This window comes from Pararhizobium qamdonense (genome assembly GCF_029277445.1).
Taxonomy (GTDB): domain Bacteria; phylum Pseudomonadota; class Alphaproteobacteria; order Rhizobiales; family Rhizobiaceae; genus Pararhizobium; species Pararhizobium qamdonense.
Map to the genome: position 1 here is coordinate 2,870,268 of NZ_CP119566.1, position 23,496 is coordinate 2,893,763.

Consider the following 23,496-nt stretch of genomic DNA (forward strand, 5'->3'; position numbering starts at 1 on the left):
CCGTCATTGCGGCGGACTGTATGCGAGTTCGGCGCCGAACAAAACGCTGCGAATCATATAGCTGGAATCTTGCACAGATTTGTTGGCGGCGTCACCCGCCTCATGTCCACGGCAAAGCGACGCGCGCGCACTTGCCGGGAGCGATCGACAGAAATGTGACAGGGATGACGTTCAGCGGCCATCGACGGTTCGAAGGCCGAACCACTTGTCCTTGACGGCCTCGTAATGTTCCTCGGCGCGGTACTCCGCCACTTGCAGGCCCTGGCTCTGGATGGTCAGGCGCCCCATGGATGCCAGCAGCGAATAGCTGGCAACGACGGCATTGCGCTGCGACGTCACCAGGCTTTCTTCGGCAACCAGTACGCTTTGCTGCGCATCGAGCACATCGAGCGTGGTGCGCTGGCCAACCTTGCGCTCCTCGATCACGCCCGCCAAGGCCTGGTTTGCGGCGCTGACCTGGGCCTTGTTGGCTGATGTCGTCGCACGCGCTGCCTCAAACTGGGCATGGGCCGTGATGATCGTCTGCTGCACCTCGGCGCGGGCCGAATCGACCAGGATGCGCTGCTGGCCCATTCTTTCCTTCGCCTGGCGGATCTGCCCGTATTCGGCACCCCCCTGATAGAGCGGCACTTCAAGCCGGGCGGTAATGGACGCGTTGGAACTATCGCCGCTATTGGTGCGATCGGTCGTGTTGCGCGATACCGAACCCTGCACCACCACGCCAGGCAGCATGGTGCCTTCGGCGGATTTCACCCGGTATCCGGCGGCATCGACATTATATTCAGCGGCGGCAATCGTCGGATGATCGCGCAACCCTGCAGCGACAGCCTGATCCAGGCTTTTCGGCAGTGCCTTCGATGCCGGCACCGGCTGCTTGATGCCCTTCGGGGCATCGCCGACGATCTGGACATAGACGGCTTCGCTCTGTTTCAACTGCGCGACGGCATTGACGAGAATGGCCTTCGCGCCTGCCAGCTCCGCCTCTGCCTGGCTGACATCGGTGCGGGTGCCCTCGCCCACATCCAGCCGCGACTTGGCGGCACTCAGCTGTTCCCTGAGAAAGGCCAGGTTCTGCTTGCGGATCGCCACGATCCGTTGATCGCGGGCAATGTTGGCATAGGACTGGGCGGCGGCGAGAAGGATGGAAATCTCGTTCGCCTTCAATGTTTCGCGGCTTGAAAAGACATTGGCCTCGGCAGCCCGCACATTGTTTAGCGTCTGGAAGCCATCAAAGATCTGCTGGGTGATGGTGATGCTGGCAGATCCATTGGTATAGTCCTGGCTGACAAGCGGCGTTCCCGGTCCAAATCCCTCGTCCCCCAGCCGTGTCGCCGATCCGGTGATGGCGGCGGAGATCTGCGGCCTGTAGCCGGCCTTGGCAATCGGCACGCCCTCATCGGTGGCGCGAAGCCCGGCACGCACGGCGTTCAAATCCGGATTGTTCTGATAGGCCTTTGCCATTGCGGCTGAAATGGTTTCCGCAAGAACGGTCTGTGGGCAAAGCCACACGGCGGAGGAAAGGGCGGCCGCCAAAGCCGTTTTACGAAAAATCGACACGCATATCACTCCAAAAACAAAGGCCGGCAGGGCACATCCTCATTGCGAAACGCGGCGCCCCGGCGATGCCGGACCTGTTCGTCGCGTGTTGTCCGGTCCCGATATCGAGGAAAAATGGTCAAAATGTCGCCAAGCGCAATCTTTATATTATTTTTAACTAATATTTAATCAATGGATTGGCAAATCATCGTTTTGCCAATCCCCTATCCACAAAAGATGTATCGGTGCTCAACCGTTAAAAGACGAATTCGCGTGCCAGACGGAAGCCCGGCAACGGCTTGACGGCGGTGTTGAACGCCAGGCGCTCGGATGTCCGGCCATTTTCGCGCAGGAAAAGTTGCGCTCTCGAGGCATTGCCAAAGCCAACCACGGCAACCAGGCGGCCACCGTCGCTCAACTGCGAGAGCAAACCATCCGGTACGGTCTCCACAGAGCCATGAACGAAGATCACGTCATAGGGCGCACCCGCCGCATGACCCTTTTCGAGATCGCCGGTCACCACCTTGACATTCGCATGCCCAAGCCGGCCAAGAGTGGCCGTCGCCTCCGACGCCAGGGTTTCGTCGCTCTCAAGGGCCACGACGGACGCCGCCAGTTCCGACAGGATCGCCGAAGCGTAACCGGTGCCGCAGCCGATTTCGAGAACCGTGTCGTCCTTGGAAATTTCGGCCAGCTGAAGAAGCTTGGCCAGCGGCGATGGCTCCATCAGGTAGCGCCGGCCACCGGCACCATTGGCAGCCAGCTCGATATCGCTGTCGATATAGGCGAGAGGCTTCAATGCGGCAGGAACGAATTCTTCTCTGGGGACCGACAGGAATGCCGCGAGAACGGGGTGCGACGTCACGTCCGTCGTGCGGATCTGGTTGTCGACCATCTTGATGCGTGCTGCTTCGAAATTCATCTTGCCTGACCTCGTAATCCGGATCGTCTTCCGGCGTGTGCGCGCTTTTGGCTTACGCAGATAAAACAACCGGTGGCGCTTGAGCCGACCGGGCATGGCCACGCTCATAAATCCGCGCATCCGCCGTTTCAAGCTATGGAATGCAGTTCTTGCAAAAAAGCAAGCTTCGCAAAAGCCGGTCAACATATTCTGCTCTTCTAATGGGCAGCAAGTTTGGGCAGATTCGCTGTATCGGCGCGAATCACCGGAAGAGGAGATTTACAAAGTGGCAGGACGTTTCCATCATCCAGGCCGCCTCGCGCCCGGGCTTGTCTGTCTCTCAGCCGGCGTGCTGCTTTCCACATTGAGCGCGAGCCATGCGGTGGCGGCCGAAACGGTTTTCGACGAGCTGCGCTTTGGGGCAAGCGGATCGATCAATACGGGCAATTCCCGCGAATCCGGTCTTTTCCCGTCCGCCACCATCTTCTTCGATCCACTGTCGAGCGGCACGGCCACGACATGGCAGCAAAGCATTCTGGAGCCAAGGATCTATCTCGGCGCCTCCGCCGGGACCGGCTCCGGGGTGGATCAGGTGTTTGGCGGCTTTAGCTGGACGGCCGATATCACCAGCCGCCTGTTCGTCGAGCTCGGACTTGGGGGAACCGTTCATAACGGCAAGCTCGATGGGGGCAGCGGCAAAGGGCCGGAACTGGGCTGCCGCCTGCTCTTTCGCGAACAGGTCGCAGTCGGCTATCGCGTCACCGGCAATTGGCAAATCCTGGCGACCGCCGACCATTCGTCGCATGCCAATCTCTGCGACGGCCCGAACAATGGCCTCAGCCATGCCGGCCTCGCCATCGGCTACAAGTTCTAAGCCGACGGCGTCTTAACCTGAGCTAGCGCTCTAGCCGGCAGGTGCGGCTTCCAGGCCAACCAAGCCGATCTTGGTATAGCCGGCCCGCTGGATGAGGTTCATCACCGTCATCAGCTCACCGTAGTCGACAGCCTTGTCGGCGCGCAGAAGAATCCGCGTTTCCATATTGCCCTCGGTCATACCGTTCAGCTCGGCAACGAAACCGTCGCGATTGATCTCGTTGTTGCCGAGTGCCAATGACAGATCCGCCTTCAGCGTCACGAAGACCGGCTTGTCTTCGCGTTTTACCGGAGCGGCTGCCGATTGCGGCAGATCGACCTTCATATCGACGGTGGCGAGCGGTGCTGCCACCATGAAGATGATCAGAAGAACGAGCATGACGTCGATGAAGGGCGTGACGTTGATTTCGCTGTTTTCTTCGAGATCGCCGCCACCCTCGCTGATTTTGCTGGCCATGGTCTTATCCGATCCGCGCTATGCCGGCTTCCGAATGCACATGGCCTTCAGCCTTGCGCGGCGCCAGACGGCGTGCCTGACGGAAATCGAGATCGCGGCTGACCAGACGCTCCGTCGCAGCCGAGGCATCGGCCAGGATCAGGCGGTAACCGCTGATCGAGCGGGCGAAATAGTTGTAGATGACGACGGCCGGGATGGCCGCAACGAGGCCGATGGCGGTTGCCAGCAGCGCTTCGGCGATACCGGGCGCCACGATCGCAAGATTGGTCGTCTGCGCCTTGCTGATGCCGATGAACGAATTCATGATGCCCCAGACTGTACCGAACAGGCCGACGAACGGCGAAATCGATCCGATCGTCGCCAGAATGCCGGTTCCGGTGGCGATGCGCTTGCCCGCCCCTGCCTCGATGCGGGAGAGCTGGGATGCGACGCGCTCCTTGACCCCTTGCGTCGAGACGATGTCGAGAATGGCTTCCGACTTCGACAATTCATCGTTTGCGGCGGCAATCATCTGCGCCGCCGGGCCTTTTTTCGCCGTCAACATCTCGCGGGCGTCGCGAAGGACAACGGCATCCGACAGGATACGCACCGCACGCTTGGCGCTGCGCTTGGCGGCGGCAAGCTCGAAAGATTTGGCAAACAGGATCGCCCAGGTGGCAACGGATGCGAGCGCCAGAGCGGTCATTACGGCTTTGACGATAATATCGGCGGCCATGAACATGCCAAGCGGCGACAGATCGTGCGGCAGAACCGGGTTTGGCGACGTTGCCTGCGCCTCGTCCGTTGCTGTCCCGGCGGCAGGTGCCGTCTGATCATCGGCAGGCGCTGCGGGCGTTGCATCATCTGCTGGCGTAACCGGCAAAGCACCGGCCTGCGGCGTCACATCGGCCGGCTGCTGTGCCACTGGTGCCGGCTGCTGCGTCTCAGTGACGGCAGGAGCCTGGGTTTCCTGAGCGCGGAGCGTTCCGGAATTTAAGACCGTCAGCAGCACGGCCGCCAGCATCATCCATTTCTGCATTGCAGGGTTCGGCATGACCTATCCTTACCTCGTTTTCGCCCGCCAACCCCTTGGGAGGACAAGATGGCGGGAGCACGTAAAACATCATTTGACGACGGCGCCGAACGCGCCTGCATCCATCGCGGCTTCATATGACATACTATGGACGAAAGACAAGTATTTGTGGAGTAGTTTAATCAAGAATAACAATCCTGTGAGATTCTCGAGCTTTCATTCGACCAGTTCTCCCGCATCAAACTGGCCGCTGCGCCAATCATACGTCCTGTGCTGCGCCCAGGGACGTTGCAATTGCGCTTGTGCAAACACCACTCGCATCGCCGCCCGGCCATCTGCCTTGTCCGCCGTTCCCGCACCTGTGCCATAAATCTCCACGGCTCCCGTGCGGCGGAGACTCTGGCCGCTAAACAGCAGCGCGCCCGACCGGCAGGTGCGAAAACGCAGCATGGCCGGCGTCACGACGATATCCGCCTCGTCGCAGGCAACGCCGATGAACCGCGCATCATCGACGGTGACAATCCGCCATCCCTGCGCTGCCGTTCCCGCGCACCACTGCTTTGCGACACAGAGAAAACGGCCGGGCGCAGCATTGGCCAAAAGCGTGCGGATGACGTTTCGCGCCGCATCCCTGTCGATCGGCGGCTTGGTTGCGCGTGTTTCTGTGGGTTCTTCACCGCTTGCCGCTTCGGCTGCATCGACGATTGCCAGTTCCGGCTTCTGCTGCGGCCCTCGATGATCCTCCAGCCGCAAAGCGCGCTGCCACTGTGAAAACACGAAATCCGGTGGCTTTGTCCGGTTGCTGGAAGCCTGCGCCTGCCGGATCATCGCGACCAGACGGCCGTCTTCAGCGATCACCATATCCGGTTGCTCCATTCCGCTCAAAGAGACCACCACAAGACCGGCTGCCACGATCATCAGGCCGGATATGGCCAGCCATGTGCGAAACAGGCAGGCGAGAGCGCCACCCGCGGCAATCAGCAGGAAGGCCTGTTGCGGAATGCGGCCCGTCGTCACCTCACCGCCCCATGACGCCACCATCTGCGCAATGGAGATCATCCAATCCAGACCCTGCCCCATGACCAGCAAGGGATAGCGATCGAGTCCAAACGGCATCAACAGCATGGCCAGCAAGCCGAAGGGCATGACGAAGATGCTGATGATCGGCATGGCCAGCAGATTGCCAACCAGGCCATAGGCGGCCAGCCGGTGGAAATGGCCGGCGGAGTAGATCATCGTCGACAGGCCGCCGATCAGCGAACTGAGCAACAGGCCGGCAAAGAACCCGCCGGCGGCCTTCAAGGGACCGGTCCAGCGGTTTGCGGCACGGGTTGCTGGAAGACTTTCGCGGCCCGGCCGCTCGCGCCAAAAGGCGTAGCCCGCAACCAGCGCCACGGTCGCGGCAAAGGACATCTGGAAACCCGGCCCCGTGATGGCGGAGGGTGTGACGGCCAGGATGATTAATGCCGACAGGGCCACATTGCGCAGGCTGATCGACGGCCTGTCGAAGAAGACGGCAATCAGCATGATGGAAATCATGATCCAGGAGCGCACCGCCGAAACCGCACCGCCCGAGATGAGGATATAGGCAAACACCATGATCAGCGCCCCGCCAGCGGCGAGTTTCTTGATCGCAAACCGGTGCGCCAGCCCCGGAACGAGGCTGAGCAGCGTGCGCGCGCCGATCAAGAAGGTTCCGGCGGCCAGCACCATGTTCAAGCCGGAGATCGCCAGCACATGTGCAAGTCCCGCCTCGCGCAGCGCCTCGATCGTCGGCCGCCCGATGGCGCGTTCTTCGGCTGTGACAAGTGCGGCAGCGATCGCGCCGGCGTCGCCGCCGATCGTGCCGCGAATGCGTGCGCCAACTGCTTCGCGCCATCGGGCAATCGTTTCCCCAATACCGGCACGCCAGGTGGCAATCCCGCTTATGCCGGTGCCTTCGCTGCCCGGTACAGAGCGCGGTTTCCCATAGAAATATCCGACGGCGCCAATACCCCGGAAATAGCTGTCAAAGGCGAAATCGTTGAGACCTGGAAGTGCCGCACCTGAAGGCGGCGACAAACGCGCCCTGCCCTCGATACCGCCGCCAATGTTGACCGGTGTTTCCCGGCTGCGGGACAAGAGCGTGATCCTTAAGGGCGGACGTCCCAATTGCGGGTCCGACGTCTTCGCAAGTGCCACTGTATATCGCCAATAGCCGCGATCAGTGGTTTCGCGCGCAGTCACCGTTCCGCGCACCCATGTCGTCACCGGCGTGTCGAGCACCACGGTCCCCAGCCGCGCCGTCTCCCATGCGGCAAGCGCCATGCCCGTGGTCACCAAGGCGGCAATCAGGATGCCCGTGCGCCAAAAGCCCGGGCGGTGCCGGAGTGCGAAAAATGCCATGCCGAAAACGCACATCAGCAGTGCAAGTTTAAGAGGGCCCGGCGTCTGCGGCAGCCAAAACCACACAAGTGCGCCTGAACCGACAAAGACGGGAACGAACAGAAAGGCATGTCCAAAGGCCAGTTCTTCAGCGACCGCACGTTTAAATTGCACATGCCGGTATAGAGGTCGAATGCCTCCCTTTGCCGCGATCAGATGGGCAAGAGACCCATGCCACGCCCGGTTCTGCGGCTGTTGCGGGATGACATCAGCACGCTGCGAACTGCGCGTGCGGGCATGGGTGAGCATGCTGTCAAACGGCGCGCGTGGCGCCAGATCCTGCTCCTGCCCCTGCGCCATGGATGCTGCTCCAGCCGCCGCCATCTCGCCACATTGTGCAACCGTAAAAAATGAAATGCAACCTTGAATATTATTGCATAAAAAACTTGCAGAAGTTTCCGGGGTGATGGAACCGGGTCTTTGGCCGAACGATTATGTCATTGGACATATGGCCCGAACGTGCAATTATTGCGTCGCCATATGCCTATTTTTGCATCGCACAATTTGCCTTTCGTTGAACTTGGCAGCCGTGAGTAAATCGGATAGCACATGGTCGGCGTTAATATCTGCGGCATAATTGTGTGCCAATTTGCTGCAAACGGAGGATCCCCCATGACAGGAAAAAGCGCAGTCGTAACCGTGGACGACAAGACGGTGGAATTGCCGGTACGATCGGGGTCGATCGGTCCGGATGTGGTCGATATCGGCACGCTCTACAAGCAGACCGGCCAGTTCACCTACGATCCCGGCTTCACATCGACCGCATCATGCGAATCCAAGATCACCTATATCGATGGCGACCAGGGCATCCTCCTGCATCGCGGTTATCCGATCGAACAGCTCGCTGAACACGGCGATTTCCTCGAAGTCTGCTACCTGCTGCTTTACGGCGAACTGCCGACGGCAGCCCAGAAGAAGGACTTCGACTACCGCGTCACGCACCACACCATGGTGCACGAGCAGATGTCGCGCTTCTTCACCGGCTTCCGCCGCGATGCGCATCCGATGGCCGTTATGTGCGGCTGTGTCGGCGCACTGTCCGCTTTCTATCATGACTCGACCGACATCACCGATCCGCACCAGCGCATGGTTGCAAGCCTGCGCATGATCGCCAAGATGCCGACGCTCGCCGCCATGGCCTACAAGTACCATATCGGCCAGCCCTTCGTTTATCCGAAGAACGATCTGGACTATGCGTCGAACTTCCTGCGCATGTGCTTTGCCGTCCCTTGTGAGGAATATACGGTCAATCCGGTGCTGTCGCGCGCCATGGACCGCATCTTCATCCTGCATGCCGACCACGAGCAGAACGCCTCGACATCGACCGTTCGCCTTGCCGGCTCGTCGGGTGCCAACCCGTTTGCCTGTATCGCTGCCGGCATTGCCTGCCTCTGGGGTCCGGCGCATGGCGGCGCCAACGAAGCCGCGCTGAACATGCTGGCTGAAATCGGCTCGGTCGATCGCATTCCGGAATTCGTTGCCCGTGCTAAGGACAAGAACGATCCGTTCCGCCTGATGGGTTTTGGCCACCGCGTCTACAAGAATTACGACCCGCGCGCCAAGATCATGCAGAAGACCACCCATGAAGTGCTGGCGGAACTCGGCCACAAGGACGATCCGCTGCTTGAAGTGGCCATGGAGCTCGAGCGTATCGCGCTGACCGACAGCTACTTCATCGAGAAGAAGCTCTATCCGAACATCGACTTCTACTCCGGCATCACGCTGAAGGCTCTCGGATTCCCCACCACCATGTTCACGGTGCTGTTCGCACTCGCCCGCACGGTCGGCTGGATTGCCCAGTGGAACGAGATGATCGAAGATCCGGAACAGCGCATCGGCCGTCCGCGCCAGCTCTATATCGGCGAGCCGGAACGCGATTACGTCCCGGTTTCCAAGCGCTAAGCTAAGGAAATACCAAAGAAAAAGCCCGGTCAGCGATGGCCGGGCTTTTTCGTGGTGTAGACATCGAGAACGATGCGGGCGGCGATCTCACCCGGTGGCTGTTGCGTCGCCATGCGTTGCCAGACGGTTCTGTAACCCGCAAGCATGGCGCCGCGCTCCGGCGTATCGCCGGACAGACGCTCCATCCAGCGCGACAGTGCACCGGCGCGAATGGCCTCGTTCAGATATTCCGGCACGATCGGATAATCCGCCACCAGATTGGGAATGGCTGCCGTCCAGATTTTGATGCGTTTGTGCATCAGGCGAATGAGCCAGTCGGCCTTGTAGGACGACACGACCGGAATACCGGCGAGCGCAAGCTCCAGGATCACCGTGCCGGATGCGGCAACCGCTGCATCGGCTTGTGAAAACGCCGCCCATTTGGCCGCAGCTCCGACGGAGATTTCCGGCTTGACGGACCAGGACGCCGTTACCTGCCGCACCAGCGCTTCCTGCCGTGGCACCGTTGGCAGCAGGAACCGCATATCCGGATGCCGGCTGCGCAGTTCCTGTGCGGTCTCTCCGAATTCCGGCAGGAGCCGGCTGATTTCGCTGCCGCGCGACCCTGGCAGCAGCAGGCAGGTCGCCGCCTCCGGATCGACGCGTTTGTTGATCTGGCGCGCCCGCACCGCCAGCACATTGGCGTCGCTTGCCAGCCGGTGCCCGACATAGGTGGTCGGTGGCCCGCCGAGGCGCTGCATGACCTCGGGCTCAAACGGGAGCACCGCCAGAACATGATCGACATAAGGCCGCATGTTGACGGCGCGTTCCGGCTTCCACGCCCAGACACTCGGGCAGACATAATTAACGACGGGCAGATCCGGCAACGCTTTGCGCACGAGGCGTGCAACGCGGTGAGTGAAATCCGGGCTGTCGATGATGACGAGGATATTGGGTCTGGCGGCAATGATCGCCCTGGCGGTCTGGCGGATGCGCCAGATCAGCTTCGGCAGGCGGGCGAGAACCTGAGCGATACCCATGATCGACAGCTCGGAATAGTCAAACAGCGACGTCAGGCCCTCGGCCTCCAGTCCCTCGCCGCCGACGCCAACCAGTGAAAGCTTACCCTTAACCAGCGGGCGCAACGCCTTGACGAGATCAGCACCCAGCAGGTCGCCCGACACTTCGCCGGCGATCACGGCAAGCTTCAGATCCTGCGCACTCATTGTCCACCTCGCAAAAGCGCGCGGTCTACGCCGGTGACGAACAGGCCGGCCTCGTTGGCAAGCGCGATCATCTCCTCCCGGTCCAGGACCAGGGCCCGGCCGGATTCAACGGCGATACCGGCCAGCCCCGCCGCCTGCGCACCCTTGATCGTTGATGGACCGATCGAGGGAAGATCGGCGCGCAGGTCCTGTTGCGGCTTGCAGAGCTTGACCAGCACGCCGCGGCGGCGGCTGGAGATGCGTCCATCGGCTTTCAGGCGCGCTACCCGCTCCAGCATTGCATCGGTTCCCTCGGGGCCCTCCAGCGCCACGACGCGGCCGCCAACGGCAACGGCACCCTGCCCGACATCGAGATGACCAAGGGCGATGGCAGCCGCTTCGGCAGCCTCGATATCCACCTGGTCTTCCGAACCCGGCGCGCGCGCGCCAAGCGTACCGATCTCGGCCAGCAGTTCAGGCACGATATCCTGTACGCCGATGACGCGTGCGCCGTTGGTCTCGATCAGTTCGATCGCCATTTTCAAAACGGCATCGTCGCCACCGGACAACAAGGTGCGCAGAACGCTCGGTATCTTCACCAGGCTTTTCAATGTCGGCTTGATATCGCGCCAGTCCGGCCGGCGGCGCACCGCGCCCGACATGACTACCCGGCCAATGCCGGCATCGCGGAAGACGCCGCTGATCGCCTTGAAATTGCCGATGCCCAGCGTCGTGTGATCGAAGGACGACCAGTCCCGCTCAGACTCGTTGGCAAGCGCGATAATGAAGGGATTTTCGCCGTGCGTCCGCGCAGCCTCGGCGACATGCAATGGCAGCAGGCCGCCACCGGCGATGATGGCCAGCCGGTCTTTGATGTCGGGCCGGCTGTCCAAGCTCATCTGCCTCAGCCTTTGCTGCCTCGCGTCGGCGACGACAGCGCGCGATCGCTTTCGGCCGCGATGAAATCGAGAATTTCGAGCGCCGGCGGGCATTCCAGATAATCGCCACGGATGGATGCTGCATTGGCGCGGATCGATTCCGGACCTTCGAAAATCTGCTTGTAGGCGCGGCGAACGGCGTGGATAACCGGTTTCTCGATGCCGGAACGGCTCATGCCGACCACGTTCAGCCCGCCCAGCAGCCCCGGATTGCCGTTGAGCATGCCATAGGGAATAAGATCGTAGGAGACTGCCGAGAGCCCGCCGACAAAGGCATGGCGGCCGATACGGGTAAACTGGTGAACAGCCGAGCCGCCACCGAGAATGGCGCGGTCTCCAACCGTCACATGGCCTGCAAGCATGACATTGTTGGAGAGGATGATATTGTTGCCGAGGCGGCAGTCATGCGCCACATGCGCATAGGCAAGGAACAGATTGTTGTCGCCGACAATGGTGGCGCCGCCATGTTCGACAGTGCCGGTATTCATCGTCACGCCTTCGCGGATGGTGCAGTTTTCACCGATCAGCAGCGTCGTATCGACGGCGCTGTGATGAACGCTCTGCGAATCGCCACCAATCACCGCTGAGGGGAAAATCTTCGAGCCTTTGCCGACCGTCGTGCGGCCAAGCACCACGACATGGCTGATCAGTTCGACATTGGCTGCGAGCGTCACCTTCGGCCCAACATGACAGAACGGCCCGACAACGACGTTGTCACCGATCACCGCTCCGTCTTCGACAACCGAGAGCGGATGGATCTTCGCGGTAGAGGCAATCATGTTCAGGCGTCTTCCTTGCTGATAATCATGGCGCCGATATCAGCTTCCGCGACAAGTTGCCCGTCAACTTTTGCATCACAGTGAAATTTCCAGATATGGCCGCGCTGCTTCTGCTTGACGACATGGAATTCCACCCTGTCGCCGGGTACGACCGGCTTGCGGAAGCGGGCGTTGTCGATGGTCATGAAGTAGACGAGGTTGTTGCCGTCGCCGGTCTTGCGGGCACAGATCGCGCCTGCAGTCTGTGCCATGCCTTCGATCAGAAGAACGCCCGGCATGATCGGCTGCTCGGGAAAATGCCCGGTAAAATGCGGCTCGTTGGCCGTGACGTTCTTGATCCCGATCGCCGAATTGTCGCCATCGATCTCGATGATCTTGTCGACCAGCAGGAATGGATACCGATGGGGAAGCAGCTTCAAGATTTCCCTGATATCAGCCGTACCGAGAACGGTGGTTGCTGCTTCACTCATCTTTGCCTCCTGATTTCTTCTGCCTGTTGTGCGCGCGCGCCGTGATCTCTGCAATTTCGCGCAGGAAATCGCGCATGGGGCGCGCCGGAATGCCGCCGTAGCGTTCGCCGGCGGGAACGTCGGAAGCGACACCGCTCATGGCGCCGATCTGCGCCCTGTCGCCGATGGTAATATGTCCATTGATCGCGGCAGCGCCGCCGATCAACACGCCGTCGCCGATCCGCGTGCTGCCGGCAATGCCCACCTGGGCTGCGATACCGCAATGGCGGCCAACGCGGACATTGTGTCCGAGCTGGACGAGATTATCGATCTTGGTGCCCTCGCCGACCACCGTATCATCCATGGCGCCGCGGTCGATCGTCGTATTGGCGCCGATCTCGACCCTGTCCTGCAGGATGACGCGGCCGATCTGGACAAGCTTGATCATGCCGCCTTTTGGCCCCGGCGCATTGCCGAAACCATCCTGGCCGATCCGGGCACCGGGATGGATGATGACTTCGTTGCCAATGAGCGCACACATGATGCTGGCACCGGCGGCGATGGTGCAATCGCGCCCGATCCGCACACCCGGACCGATCACGGCCCCGGCTGCAATCCGCGTGCCCGTGCCGATATGGGCGCCGGCACCAATCACGGCCGTCGCTTCGATATCGACATTGTCCTCGATCTGCGCGGATGGATCGACAAAGGCGGCAGGAGAGATGCCGCGCGGTCCCGACAGGTTCTGTTCAGGACGCATGGCCTGCGGATGCAAGATCGCACCGGCAAGCGCAAAAGCCGTGTGGGGATAGCGTGTCAGAAGAACGGGGATGTGCGGCGGGACGATCGCAGCGATCGTCTCGTCGCAAATGATCGCGCCGGCCTTGGATGTTTCGAACTCGTCTCGAAAGCGGCGCTGCAGCATATAGCAGACATCGAACTCGCCAGCCCGATAGGTCGGAGCCACGGAGCGGACGATCCGGTCGCTGAGCTCCGGAGCCTGCAGGACCGCACCAATCTGATCCGCCAGATCGCTCAGGCGGATCCCATCATGCGGTGGGAAGAACCAATTGTTTTCCATAGCCAACACTCCAGAACAGTTTTTGGCAGGCAGTTCTGGACTGCAAGGATCAGAAGGACGACGAGATACCGAACTTCAGGTTCTGTACGCGGTCGAAATCTTCCTTGGCAACCGGGATCGCATAATCGACACGCAGCGGACCGAAAGGCGATGCCCAGATGATGCCCAGACCAACGGAGGCGCGCAGCGAGCTGTTGGTGCCCTCAAGCTCGTCGTCGGCCGTTGTTCTGACCTCGTTGCCATACAGCGTCCCTGCATCTGCAAAGATTGCACCGCGGAAACCGGCATCGCGCGAAACGAACGGCAGCGGGAACGTTGCTTCGGCAGAGGCCGTGAAGTAGGTCGTGCCGCCGATGGCGTCGCCATATTCTCTGCTGCGCGGACCGATGCCGTTACGCTCGAAACCACGGATGTCGTTCTGGCCCAACTGGAACTGGTCGAAGACTTCCATCTGACCGCCCGTGTTGAACATGTGACCCGCGCTACCGCCGAGAGACGCGATGATATCGGCATCGTCGTTGACGGTATAATACCACTTGGCCTTGGCGGTCAGCTTGTAGAAATCGGACGTACCGCCGAGACCGGCAAATTCCTGCGTTGCCGACGCCAGAATGCCTTCATGCGGCAAGGTCGCGTCGTCGAGTGAATTGTAGGTCAGCGTCTGAGAGACCGACGAACGCGTCCACGTGCTGCCGTCGATCGCACGGCGGTATGGGCTGGACAGGTCGGACCGGTCGCCGCTGTAATCCAGCTGCGTCAGGTTGTAACGGAAGGTGGTAGACAGACGCTCGGTGATCGGCGCGGTCACACGCAGGCTGAAGCCCTTGTCTTCGTAGCTGTAATTGTCTTCGTCATAGTCGTTTTCGTTCTGGAACACGTCGAAACCGGCGGCCAGGCGATAGCCGAGGAAGTAGGGCTCGGTGAACGAAACGTTATAGGTGCGGCTCTGGTCACCACGGCCTGCGGCAAGGCGGATATACTGGCCACGGCCAAGGAAGTTCTTTTCTTCGATAGAGGCTTCCACGAGGAAGCCGCCGCCGCTACCGGCCGAATAGCCGGCGCCGATGCCGAACGAACCGGTGGACTGATCCTGCACGTCGACGATGACGACGACGCGGTCAGACGCGCTGCCGGGCTGGGTCGTGATGTTGACGGCGGAGAAGTAACCCAGAGCATCCAGGCGGCGCTTTGCCGTCGTGATCAGTTCCTGGTTGAACGCATCGCCTTCGCTCATGTCGAATTCGCGGCGGATGACGTAGTCACGGGTACGGGTGTTGCCGCGGATTTCGATACGCTCGATATAGGCGCGCTCGCCCTGATCGACCAAATAATCGACAGCGATCGTGCGGCTGCCGAAATCGCGGTTGCCGCGCGGCGTGACACGGGCGAACGGATAGCCCTGGGCGGCGACGCGCTTGGAGATCGCGGAGATGCTGTCCTGAACGTCCTTCGCCTTGTAGATCGAGCCCGGCGACGACTGCACGAGACCCTTGAGCTCATCGGCATTGACGCCTTCAACGGTCGATTCGACGTTGACGGTGCCGAAATCGTAGCGCTCGCCTTCCTCAACAGTGATCGTCACCGTGTATTCATTGGTGGATTCATCCAGCACGGCATCCGAGGACACGATGCGGAAATCCGCATAGCCGCGATTGTAGTAGAACTGGCGCAGCAACTCTTCGTCGGCGCGCAGCTTGTCGGGATTGTAAACGTCCTTGCGGGTCAGGAAGGAGAAAATCCCCGATTCCTTGGTCGCGATCACAGCCTCGAGACGGCCGTTGCTATAGGCGTTGTTGCCGACAAAGTTGATCGCGGTGATCTTGGTGCGGTCGCCTTCATTGATGACGAAAGCGAGATTGACGCGGCCTTCGGCGATCGGAACGACCTGCGTGGTCACAGTCACATCTTCGCGGCCGATGCCGGCATAGGCTTCCTTGATGGCCCGAATGTCAGATTCGGCGGTCGCCTCGCTGTACGGACCCAGCGAACGCGTGCGCACGATGGTCGCCAGCTTTTCGTCCTTGATCTTGCGGTTGCCGTTGAAAACGACCTGGTTGACCAGCTGGTTCTCGCTCACGGTGACGACAAGCGTACCGCCCGAGATATTGATGCTGACATCGGAGAAATAGCCTGTGGAATAAAGGCGCTTGACGGAAGAATCGATATCGCTGTTGCTGAAGGCCTTGCCGGGAACGATCGTGATGTTTGCACGGACCGTTTCGGGGCTGACGCGGGTGGCGCCACGGACTTCGACGCGGCTGATCGTTGCAGCTTCAGCGACGCTCGCACTGGCAAGCGTAACGATGCCAGACCCCGTTGCGACCATACTTGCAGACAGCGCAACCGCCGACACCGCGTTCAAAAATTTTGAACCAGCTTTCATAAATCTTACCTTCTTCCCAATGCCCCGCAGCGAACTCGTACCGACTCCGGTCACGGCTGCCGTTTTAACCGCTTTTCATATACAAGCAAGCCAGCTCGTTAATTTCTGTTTACTTCAATTGAAACCGTGTCCTAACGGCCACTACGGAATTCAATTATCGTAAACAATTCCTTTCGATCAACCCTTTGAAATCTCAAAGAAGCCGATCGCCTCTCCCGCAGCCTTATGACCGCCGCAGGCCTTACGTGCTAGCCCAAAAGCGAACTGATGTCGTTCCATGTCGCAAACACCATCAGCATCAGCACCATGGCAAAACCGATCCGGAACGCGACATCCTGTGTGCGTGGTCCAACCGGTTTTCCGCGAATGGCTTCCACCGCATAAAACATCAGATGGCCGCCATCAAGTACGGGAACCGGCATTAGGTTGAGAAGTCCAATGGAAACCGACAGGACCGCCGCCAGCTGCAGCACGGCGGCAACCCCGATCGTCGCCATCTGGCCTGAGGCCTGCGCCACGCGGATGGGGCCGCCGAGCTGATCGGCCTTCATACGGCCGGTGACAAGGTTGCCGAGATAGTTGAACGTGCCGGTGACGATATGCCAGCTTTCGACCGCACCCTGCCCCACGGCCTCGACCGGACCGAAGGTCTCCAGGCGGAAATTGCCGGTTTCCTGATTCGTCAGGATGCCGATAATGCCGAGTTCCATCTTGTTGCCGAACTGGTCGGTGATTTCGGTACGCTGAGGCACCATTGGCAGATCGAGCAGCTCGCCCTGGCGCTTGATCTGGATGGTGATCGGCGTTTCCGGGCGGATGCTGACATAGCGGCGCACATCGTCGAAAGTGGTGACATGCGTCCCGTCGATTGCGACCAGGAGATCGCCCGGCAGCACGCCTGCCTTGGCGGCAGCGCTGTTTTCCTTGACCTCGGCCACGACCGGATCGGCAATCGGCTTGCCATAGACCGTAAACAGCACGGCAAAAATGGCGATAGCGAGGATGAAATTGGCGATCGGCCCGGCAGCAACCGTGGCCGCCCGCTTCCAGAGCTTGGCACCCAGGAACGTCCGGTCCCGGTCTTCGGGCGAATATTGCTCCAGCTTGCTGTAGTCGGGGACGCTGGCGGCGTCCTCGTCGCCGAAGAATTTCACATAGCCGCCGAGCGGGATGGCGCAGAACTTCCAGCGCGTTCCCTGCTTGTCGGTATAGCCGAACAATTCCGGGCCGAAACCGACGGAAAAAGCGAGAATACGGATGCCTGACCAGCGGCCGACCAGATAGTGTCCCATTTCATGCACGAAGACGAGCAGCGTCAGCACCAGCAGGAACGGCACGATATAGCCGGCAATCAGTTGAAGCGTATCGGCCAGGTAAGCCATGAGGTCCTCGATCAGGTATGCGGGCGCCTTTTATGGCGCCAAAAGGATTGCCCCCAGGGGCAGATTCTGTCCGCCGCTGGACACGACTTCAACCAAAGCAATCAAAAGCGCGGCAAAACAGGCAAAAACAAGTCCATCGACCCGGTCCATGACACCGCCATGACCGGGAATGAGCTTGCTTGAATCCTTCACGCCGAACCGACGCTTGATATAGGATTCAAAGAGATCGCCGATCTGGCTGGAGATCGAGAGCGCAAGGGCTAAAAGCGGAATGCGCACATCGTTCAGCGAAAAATAGCTCATGAAGACAGCAACCCCGGCAATGACGCCGCACACCGTTCCGCCGATCGCGCCGGACCAGGTTTTTCCGGGCGAGATGCGCGGTGCCAGCTTCGGGCCGCCGATCGCGCGGCCGGTGAAATAGGCCAGAATATCGGTCGCCCAGACCACGGCAAAGATGAAGATCATCGCGATCAGGCCGATATCGGCCTCACCGCGTATGGCCGACAGCGAAATGCCCGTCAGGCCGGCATAGACGATGCCGCCGGGAAGCCACCATGTTCCGCTGCGGACAAACACCCAGATGGCGGCAATCGCGGCAAAGCCCGCCAAGACAAGCAGCGTGGCATGGGCGCCATCGAACAGGATGAGAGCGGAGATCACCGCCTGCGATAGCCAGCCGAAAGCATTGCCCTGGAAATCACGCTCGGCCAGCTTGGTGATCGTCGACCACTCGTAATAGACGAGAACGGCAATGGCGACGGACAGAAGCTCGAACACCGTCCCGCCAACCCAGGTCGCGCCCAAGGTCACTGCAGCCATGATGATGCCGGAGATGATGCGTAGCCGTAATTCGCTCTGCATCAGGAACCAACCGCAAGCGTCGGCTGCGACAGGCCACCAAACCGGCGTTCCCGCCCGGCATAGGTCTTCAAGGCATTGAGGAAGACTTCACGGTTGAAGTCGGGCCAAAGCTCGGGCACGAACAGAAGTTCGGAATAGGCGGCCTGCCAGAGCAGGAAATTCGACAACCGCTCCTCGCCGCTGGTGCGCAAAACCAGATCGGGATCGGGAATACCGGCCGTATCGAGTTTGCTGGCAATGCGCTCCGGCGTGATCTGGTCGGCGGTCAACCGCCCTTGCGCAACGTCTACCGCCAGCGCCCGCATGGCGCGGGTCATTTCATCGCGGGAACCATAGTTGAAGGCGATAACCAGTGTGATACCCGTATTGTTGCGCGTCGTATCCTCCGCCTCCAGAAGCAGAGGAAGAATATCGCCGCGAAGATTGTTCTTGTCGCCGATCACCCGGATGCGCACGTTCTGCTGGTGCAGGTCGGCCAGATCGCGCCGGATGAAGGCTTTGAGAAGCCCCATCAGATCGGAGACTTCCGCCTCTGGCCGGCTCCAGTTTTCAGACGAGAAGGCAAACAGCGTCAGGTAACGGATACCGACTTCGCCAGCCGTGCGAACGGCCTCGCGCACGGATTCGACGCCCTTGCGATGTCCCATCGTCCGCGGCAATCCGCGTGAATTGGCCCAACGGCCGTTGCCATCCATGATGATGGCAACATGCGTGGGAACATTTCTGGGCAATGGGTTTGACATCGATGGTCCGAAAAACAGAGACTCGGAAACAGGCAGACTAGACCTGCATGATTTCCTTTTCCTTATCGCCGAGCAAGCGGTCGATGTCGGAAATCATCTCATCTGTCATTTTCTGGACCTTTTCGGACTGGCTTCGGCTGATATCCTGACCGATATCCCCATCCTTTTCGGCTTTTTTCAGACTATCCATGCCGTCACGGCGTACGTTGCGCACGGCGACCTTGGCTTTTTCGCTATAGTCGTGCGCGACCTTCACCAGCGACTTGCGGCGCTCTTCGTTGAGTTCCGGCAGCGGAATACGCAGATTCTGGCCATCGACGATCGGATTGAGGCCGAGATTGGATTCCCGGATGGCGCGGTCCACGGCGTTGACCATGGACTTGTCCCAGATCGACACGCCCAGCATGCGCGATTCCGGCACCGTGATATTGGCCACCTGGTTCAGCGGCACGCGCGAACCATAGGCTTCCACCATCACCGGATCGAGAACGTTGGCGGATGCGCGTCCCGTGCGCAGCGATGCGATATCGCTTTTGAATGCGTTGATGGCACCATCCATGCGGCGCTTCAGGTCATTCAGGTCAATACCTTCACTCATGGATCAAACTCCCGTTTATCGCGGCGGCCTTGCGACCGCCCTTTAGCTGCTCAATTGTCTGTTACGATGGTCGCCCGGCCGCCGCCGGTCAAGATTTCCGCAAAACCGCCCTTCTCGTGGATCGAGAAGACGATGATCGGAATGCTGTTTTCCCGCGCCAGGGCCACGGCTGCAACATCCATGACGGCAAGGCCCTTCTGCAGGACTTCGCTATGAGTCAGGCGGTCAAAGCGGGTGGCTGTCGGGTCCTTCTTCGGGTCGGCGGTATAGATACCGTCAACCTGCGTGCCCTTGAAGATCGCCTCCGCACCCATTTCGGCGGCGCGCAGGGCGGCAGCCGAATCGGTGGTGAAGAACGGATTGCCCGTGCCGCCGGCAAAGATCACGACACGGCCCTGGGACAGATGGAAAAGCGTGGCGCGCTGCGAGAAGCTCTCGCAGATTTCCGGCATGGCGATGGCCGAGAGAACGACGGTATCGACGTCGAGCTTGCGCAGCGAGGTCGCCAGCGCCAGTGCGTTGATGATGGTGGCGAGCATGCCCATATGGTCGCCGGTTACCCGGTCGCCGCCCTTGGAGGCGACCGCGACACCGCGAAAAATGTTTCCGCCGCCGACGACGACGCCGACTTCAACGCCCATGGCGCGCGCCTGCGCAATGTCGGAGGCGATCCGGTCGGCGACGGCGACGTCGATCCCAAACCCCTGGTTTCCCATCAATGCTTCGCCCGAGGCCTTCAACAGCACGCGTTTGTAGAGAGGTTCGGCCGACATCGTCACTCCTGTCCAAGAAGGCACACATGCGGAGATGGTGCATAAACTGATCTTTTCACGCCTGCGCGGCCGATATCATCCGGATGATCCCCGAAGGAGCCTGCGCCAATGTGATGATGATGCCGGATACACGAAGGGCACCGCGTTGTCACGCGATGCCCTTTTGTTTTCCCAATCAGGATGAAGAAATCAACCCTTGGCGACAGCTGCGACTTCGGCTGCGAAGTCGGTTTCTTCCTTTTCGACGCCTTCGCCGAGAAGCAGGCGGGCCATGCCGACAACTTCGATCGGAGCGCCGACGGTCTTTTCAGCTTCCTTGACGGCAGCTTCGACGGTCAGGTCCGGGTTCATGACGAAAGCCTGCGACAGAAGCGCGACTTCTTCGAAGAACTTGCGCATGCGGCCTTCGACCATCTTTTCGATAATCGCTTCCGGCTTGCCGGATTCGCGTGCCTGTTCGATGAAGATGTTGCGTTCGCGCTCGGCGACAGAAGCATCGACTTCCGTCGAACGGATGGCAAGCGGGTTGGTTGCTGCGATGTGCATGGCAACCTGGCGGCCGATGGCGTTCAGCGCATCCTTGTCGCCGGTCGACTTCAGCGCGACGAGAACGCCGAGCTTGCCGAGGCCGTCAGCAACGGAATTGTGGATGTAGGTGGCGACAACGCCGTCTTCGACCGACAGCAGGGCCGAACGGCGCAGAGCCATGTTCTCGCCGATTGTCGCGATCGCATCGGTGATGCTTTCAGCGACCGACTTGCCGGTTGCCGGATAGTTGGCAGCGCTGATGGTTTCAACGGAACCGTCGGTGCCGACGGCCACGGCTGCAACGCCACGGACGAGGTCCTGGAAGGCATCGTTGCGGGCAACGAAGTCGGTTTCCGAGTTCAGTTCGATGACAACGGCCTTGGTGCCGCTGCTGGCGATACCGATCAAGCCTTCGGCAGCCGCACGGCCGGACTTCTTGTCGGCCTTGGCGATGCCCTTGGCACGCAGCCAGTCGATCGCGGCTTCCATGTCGCCATTGGTTTCGCCGAGTGCCTTCTTGCAATCCATCATGCCTGCGCCGGTCTTTTCGCGCAGTTCCTTCACCATTGCTGCAGTAATAGTGCTCATCTTTGTTGCCTCTTCGTTTGTTCGGCTGGCGCGCTGCCAGAAAGCCGGCGCGATACCAGGAGGATGTGGCAGGGCATGACCCCTGAATGTGACATCGTGATGAAAGGGTTCATCGCGGTGATGGGCATCTTTGAGACCGGCACCCGATGGGCTGGTCCGATGCAAAAGAACAAGGCCGTTCACTTTTTCAGTCGTAAACGGCCTTGTCCTGATCGTGTCTAAAGGAACGGCGGGATGAGCCGCCGCCCCGCCTTATCAGGCTTCAGCAGCTTCTTCGAGAGCCGGCTCAAGCGGCAGATCGGAGGAAGCGCCGAGGTCGCGGCCCGACGAGCTCTGCTGACGGGCAATGCCATCAAGCGCTGCACGCGAGATCAGATCGCAATAAAGCGAGATCGCACGCGAAGCGTCGTCGTTGCCGGGGATCGGGAAGTCGATACGGTCCGGATCGCAGTTCGAATCGATGATCGCAACAACCGGGATGCCGAGACGCTTTGCTTCGTCGATGGCAATCGATTCTTTGTTGGTGTCGATGATGAACATCAGGTCGGGAACGCCGCCCATGTCACGGATACCGCCAAGTGCGCGGTTCAGCTTTTCGCGTTCGCGCTCGAGGTTGAGGCGTTCCTTCTTGGAATAGCCGGAGCCTTCCGAAGCGAGGATTTCGTCGAGCTTGCGCAGGCGCTGGATCGAGTTCGAGATCGTCTTCCAGTTGGTCATCATGCCGCCGAGCCAGCGGGCGTTGACGTAGTACTGGGCCGAACGCTTGGCAGCGTCAGCGATGATTTCGGATGCCTGGCGCTTGGTGCCGACGAACAGAACGCGGCCGCCCTTGGCAACCGTGTCGCTGACAACCTGCAGCGCGCGCGACAGCAACGGAACGGTCTGTGCGAGGTCGATGATGTGAACGTTCGAACGATCGCCGAAGATGTACGGCTTCATTTTCGGGTTCCAGCGGTGAGTCTGGTGACCGAAGTGAACGCCAGCTTCCAGAAGCTGACGCATGCTAAAATCGGGCAATGCCATGCCTTTTTCTCCTTTTCCGGTTGAACCTCCGCAAGGCAAACAGCACTCTCGTTGAGAGTACCACCGGGTGGAACTGCCCGGATTTCTCCCGGACGGTCCCAAACCTTACGTGTGGAATGCGGTGCCCTTACCCCGTGGCGCCCGATAAATCAAGCGCAAAGGCAGAAAATAGCAGCGGGCGGGGTCTTGGTGCCTATTTGCACTTTTCCTGCTTGAAGACTTCCAGATCGGCAAGTTTGCCCGTCAGGACAAAATCGCCATAGTCCATGGTGAGATCGCGGGTGATGCCGTTTTCATAGAGCTTGAACTCCATGCGGTAGATCGGCACGGCATCCCCGGTCGCATTGTCGTTGAAATAGGAAATGGTCACCGGCCAATAGGGTTTTGCCGCCATGGCGGCCGCCTTTTCGCCGTCGGCATCACCAGCCGCAGCCTTTTGCGGCTTGCCGATCATGGTGGTGGTGATCAGCGTCTTGTCGCCGGCGTCGGACCCGTCGAAGATCCGCGATTCAAACAGCGTTTCGCCCTTTTTGGCCCGGTCGATGACATCGAGCATATGCTCGGTCGGAAACAGGCCCTGCGCCAGATCGACCTGGCGCTTGTCCGGCGACGTCAGATCCACCGTCAGCCCCTGCTTGGCCTCATGGGCGGAACCGCGGACTTCCTTGTCGAGCTTTTCGTCGGTGAAGGAGCGCGTCAGGAAGCGGAAATTGCCGTTCTTTAGGTCCTCATAGGTGGTCGTCTGCTGGTCGGTCAGCTTGACCTCGTCGCCTGTGTCGACCTTGGTGACGAACCGGAAGCTGACGGTATAGCCCTCGCAGGCCGAGCCGTTGAACTCATAGACCATCCGCCCGTACATGCCGGAAATTCCGGAGCGCTCGGAGGCGTCCTTCAGTTCCAGATCATAGACCGCGCGGTGAGGCACAAGGATGTTGGCGGACGCAGCGGAAGCACCGCCGACCGTCACACCTGATAAACACGCCCATGCCAGAACGGCAGAGGCAAAGCTTGAACGAAACATCCGTTTCCTCCTGTTGGATTCGCTGATGATGCTATAAGAACACATCGGGCAAAAGCG

General features: G+C 60.3%; 21 protein-coding genes. 2 read left to right on the plus strand and 19 right to left on the minus strand.

The window, feature by feature from the left end:
• Positions 1-171 precede the first annotated feature (171 nt).
• Both PYR65_RS13910 and PYR65_RS13915 read right to left on the minus strand, forming a co-directional pair.
• Complete coding sequence (locus tag PYR65_RS13910; protein ID WP_407951328.1) at positions 172-1,461, minus strand: TolC family outer membrane protein; 1,290 nt, start codon at positions 1,459-1,461, stop codon at positions 172-174.
• A 331-nt stretch (positions 1,462-1,792) separates the two neighbouring features.
• On the minus strand, positions 1,793-2,458 hold the full coding sequence (locus PYR65_RS13915; RefSeq protein WP_276118427.1) for a protein-L-isoaspartate O-methyltransferase family protein: 666 nt from the start codon (positions 2,456-2,458) through the stop codon (positions 1,793-1,795).
• Between the two features lie 265 nt (positions 2,459-2,723).
• Here PYR65_RS13915 and PYR65_RS13920 point away from each other — a divergent pair, with 265 nt between their 5' ends.
• Positions 2,724-3,311 carry an acyloxyacyl hydrolase gene (locus PYR65_RS13920; protein ID WP_276118428.1) on the plus strand — a complete coding sequence of 196 codons (588 nt, stop codon included), beginning with the start codon at positions 2,724-2,726 and terminating at the stop codon, positions 3,309-3,311.
• A 30-nt stretch (positions 3,312-3,341) separates the two neighbouring features.
• Here PYR65_RS13920 and exbD read toward each other — a convergent pair whose 3' ends face one another.
• The 3 genes from exbD to PYR65_RS13935 all read right to left on the minus strand — a co-directional run bounded on the left by exbD (position 3,342) and on the right by PYR65_RS13935 (position 7,503).
• Positions 3,342-3,767, minus strand: coding sequence for a TonB system transport protein ExbD (gene exbD / locus PYR65_RS13925; RefSeq protein WP_060638257.1), 426 nt, complete (start codon positions 3,765-3,767; stop codon positions 3,342-3,344).
• A 4-nt stretch (positions 3,768-3,771) separates the two neighbouring features.
• The gene (gene exbB / locus PYR65_RS13930) at positions 3,772-4,800 is read right to left on the minus strand and encodes a tonB-system energizer ExbB (protein WP_276118429.1); all 1,029 of its coding nucleotides are present in this window, start codon (positions 4,798-4,800) and stop codon (positions 3,772-3,774) included.
• Between the two features lie 195 nt (positions 4,801-4,995).
• Positions 4,996-7,503: a ComEC/Rec2 family competence protein gene (locus tag PYR65_RS13935; protein WP_276118430.1), complete on the minus strand. Its 2,508-nt coding sequence runs from the start codon at positions 7,501-7,503 to the stop codon at positions 4,996-4,998.
• Between the two features lie 312 nt (positions 7,504-7,815).
• Here PYR65_RS13935 and gltA point away from each other — a divergent pair, with 312 nt between their 5' ends.
• Entirely contained in the window at positions 7,816-9,105 is a 1,290-nt protein-coding gene (gltA, locus tag PYR65_RS13940) for a citrate synthase (protein ID WP_060638259.1), read from the plus strand.
• Between the two features lie 29 nt (positions 9,106-9,134).
• Here the strand turns inward: gltA and lpxB are convergent, their stop codons facing one another.
• The 14 genes from lpxB to PYR65_RS14010 all read right to left on the minus strand — a co-directional run bounded on the left by lpxB (position 9,135) and on the right by PYR65_RS14010 (position 23,439).
• Positions 9,135-10,310 carry a lipid-A-disaccharide synthase gene (lpxB, locus tag PYR65_RS13945; RefSeq protein ID WP_276118431.1) on the minus strand — a complete coding sequence of 392 codons (1,176 nt, stop codon included), beginning with the start codon at positions 10,308-10,310 and terminating at the stop codon, positions 9,135-9,137.
• The gene (locus tag PYR65_RS13950) at positions 10,307-11,188 is read right to left on the minus strand and encodes an LpxI family protein (protein WP_060638261.1); all 882 of its coding nucleotides are present in this window, start codon (positions 11,186-11,188) and stop codon (positions 10,307-10,309) included. The genes lpxB and PYR65_RS13950 overlap by 4 nt, the downstream gene beginning before the upstream one ends.
• A 5-nt stretch (positions 11,189-11,193) precedes the next feature.
• Positions 11,194-12,006, minus strand: coding sequence for an acyl-ACP--UDP-N-acetylglucosamine O-acyltransferase (lpxA, locus tag PYR65_RS13955; protein WP_407951238.1), 813 nt, complete (start codon positions 12,004-12,006; stop codon positions 11,194-11,196).
• A 2-nt stretch (positions 12,007-12,008) separates the two neighbouring features.
• Complete coding sequence (gene fabZ, locus PYR65_RS13960; RefSeq protein ID WP_060638263.1) at positions 12,009-12,476, minus strand: 3-hydroxyacyl-ACP dehydratase FabZ; 468 nt, start codon at positions 12,474-12,476, stop codon at positions 12,009-12,011.
• Positions 12,469-13,536, minus strand: a complete 1,068-nt coding sequence (lpxD, locus tag PYR65_RS13965) for a UDP-3-O-(3-hydroxymyristoyl)glucosamine N-acyltransferase (protein ID WP_276118432.1) — start codon at positions 13,534-13,536, stop codon at positions 12,469-12,471. Before lpxD ends, fabZ begins: the two co-directional genes overlap by 8 nt.
• A gap of 49 nt (positions 13,537-13,585) precedes the next feature.
• Positions 13,586-15,919 carry an outer membrane protein assembly factor BamA gene (gene bamA, locus PYR65_RS13970; RefSeq protein WP_276118433.1) on the minus strand — a complete coding sequence of 778 codons (2,334 nt, stop codon included), beginning with the start codon at positions 15,917-15,919 and terminating at the stop codon, positions 13,586-13,588.
• Between the two features lie 248 nt (positions 15,920-16,167).
• Complete coding sequence (rseP, locus tag PYR65_RS13975; protein WP_276118434.1) at positions 16,168-17,301, minus strand: RIP metalloprotease RseP; 1,134 nt, start codon at positions 17,299-17,301, stop codon at positions 16,168-16,170.
• A gap of 30 nt (positions 17,302-17,331) precedes the next feature.
• The gene (locus PYR65_RS13980; RefSeq protein ID WP_276118435.1) at positions 17,332-18,165 is read right to left on the minus strand and encodes a phosphatidate cytidylyltransferase; all 834 of its coding nucleotides are present in this window, start codon (positions 18,163-18,165) and stop codon (positions 17,332-17,334) included.
• Positions 18,165-18,908: an isoprenyl transferase gene (locus PYR65_RS13985; protein ID WP_276118436.1), complete on the minus strand. Its 744-nt coding sequence runs from the start codon at positions 18,906-18,908 to the stop codon at positions 18,165-18,167. Before PYR65_RS13985 ends, PYR65_RS13980 begins: the two co-directional genes overlap by 1 nt.
• A 37-nt stretch (positions 18,909-18,945) precedes the next feature.
• The gene (frr, locus tag PYR65_RS13990; protein ID WP_060638269.1) at positions 18,946-19,506 is read right to left on the minus strand and encodes a ribosome recycling factor; all 561 of its coding nucleotides are present in this window, start codon (positions 19,504-19,506) and stop codon (positions 18,946-18,948) included.
• A gap of 50 nt (positions 19,507-19,556) precedes the next feature.
• Positions 19,557-20,279 (minus strand): UMP kinase, encoded by a 723-nt coding sequence (pyrH, locus tag PYR65_RS13995; RefSeq protein ID WP_060638270.1) that lies wholly within the window; start codon positions 20,277-20,279, stop codon positions 19,557-19,559.
• Positions 20,280-20,468: 189 nt separating this feature from the next.
• Positions 20,469-21,395 carry a translation elongation factor Ts gene (gene tsf, locus PYR65_RS14000; RefSeq protein ID WP_060638402.1) on the minus strand — a complete coding sequence of 309 codons (927 nt, stop codon included), beginning with the start codon at positions 21,393-21,395 and terminating at the stop codon, positions 20,469-20,471.
• Positions 21,396-21,650: 255 nt separating this feature from the next.
• Positions 21,651-22,418 carry a 30S ribosomal protein S2 gene (gene rpsB, locus PYR65_RS14005; RefSeq protein ID WP_037100951.1) on the minus strand — a complete coding sequence of 256 codons (768 nt, stop codon included), beginning with the start codon at positions 22,416-22,418 and terminating at the stop codon, positions 21,651-21,653.
• Positions 22,419-22,611: 193 nt separating this feature from the next.
• Positions 22,612-23,439 (minus strand): cell envelope integrity EipB family protein, encoded by an 828-nt coding sequence (locus PYR65_RS14010; protein ID WP_276118437.1) that lies wholly within the window; start codon positions 23,437-23,439, stop codon positions 22,612-22,614.
• Between the last annotated feature and the right edge of the window lie 57 nt (positions 23,440-23,496).

Excerpts from the sequence above, each read along its gene's own strand:
- PYR65_RS13910 (WP_407951328.1), bottom strand. The coding sequence starts at position 1,461 with ATGGCAAAGGCCTATCAGAACAATCCGGATTTGAACGCCGTGCGTGCC.
- PYR65_RS13915 (WP_276118427.1), bottom strand. The coding sequence starts at position 2,458 with ATGAATTTCGAAGCAGCACGCATCAAGATGGTCGACAACCAGATCCGC.
- exbD (WP_060638257.1), bottom strand. The coding sequence starts at position 3,767 with ATGGCCAGCAAAATCAGCGAGGGTGGCGGCGATCTCGAAGAAAACAGC.
- exbB (WP_276118429.1), bottom strand. The coding sequence starts at position 4,800 with ATGCCGAACCCTGCAATGCAGAAATGGATGATGCTGGCGGCCGTGCTG.
- PYR65_RS13935 (WP_276118430.1), bottom strand. The coding sequence starts at position 7,503 with ATGGCGCAGGGGCAGGAGCAGGATCTGGCGCCACGCGCGCCGTTTGAC.
- gltA (WP_060638259.1), top strand. The coding sequence starts at position 7,816 with ATGACAGGAAAAAGCGCAGTCGTAACCGTGGACGACAAGACGGTGGAA.
- lpxB (WP_276118431.1), bottom strand. The coding sequence starts at position 10,310 with ATGAGTGCGCAGGATCTGAAGCTTGCCGTGATCGCCGGCGAAGTGTCG.
- PYR65_RS13950 (WP_060638261.1), bottom strand. The coding sequence starts at position 11,188 with ATGAGCTTGGACAGCCGGCCCGACATCAAAGACCGGCTGGCCATCATC.
- lpxA (WP_407951238.1), bottom strand. The coding sequence starts at position 12,006 with ATGATTGCCTCTACCGCGAAGATCCATCCGCTCTCGGTTGTCGAAGAC.
- fabZ (WP_060638263.1), bottom strand. The coding sequence starts at position 12,476 with ATGAGTGAAGCAGCAACCACCGTTCTCGGTACGGCTGATATCAGGGAA.
- lpxD (WP_276118432.1), bottom strand. The coding sequence starts at position 13,536 with ATGGAAAACAATTGGTTCTTCCCACCGCATGATGGGATCCGCCTGAGC.
- bamA (WP_276118433.1), bottom strand. The coding sequence starts at position 15,919 with ATGAAAGCTGGTTCAAAATTTTTGAACGCGGTGTCGGCGGTTGCGCTG.
- rseP (WP_276118434.1), bottom strand. The coding sequence starts at position 17,301 with ATGGCTTACCTGGCCGATACGCTTCAACTGATTGCCGGCTATATCGTG.
- PYR65_RS13980 (WP_276118435.1), bottom strand. The coding sequence starts at position 18,165 with ATGCAGAGCGAATTACGGCTACGCATCATCTCCGGCATCATCATGGCT.
- PYR65_RS13985 (WP_276118436.1), bottom strand. The coding sequence starts at position 18,908 with ATGTCAAACCCATTGCCCAGAAATGTTCCCACGCATGTTGCCATCATC.
- frr (WP_060638269.1), bottom strand. The coding sequence starts at position 19,506 with ATGAGTGAAGGTATTGACCTGAATGACCTGAAGCGCCGCATGGATGGT.
- pyrH (WP_060638270.1), bottom strand. The coding sequence starts at position 20,279 with ATGTCGGCCGAACCTCTCTACAAACGCGTGCTGTTGAAGGCCTCGGGC.
- tsf (WP_060638402.1), bottom strand. The coding sequence starts at position 21,395 with ATGAGCACTATTACTGCAGCAATGGTGAAGGAACTGCGCGAAAAGACC.
- rpsB (WP_037100951.1), bottom strand. The coding sequence starts at position 22,418 with ATGGCATTGCCCGATTTTAGCATGCGTCAGCTTCTGGAAGCTGGCGTT.
- PYR65_RS14010 (WP_276118437.1), bottom strand. The coding sequence starts at position 23,439 with ATGTTTCGTTCAAGCTTTGCCTCTGCCGTTCTGGCATGGGCGTGTTTA.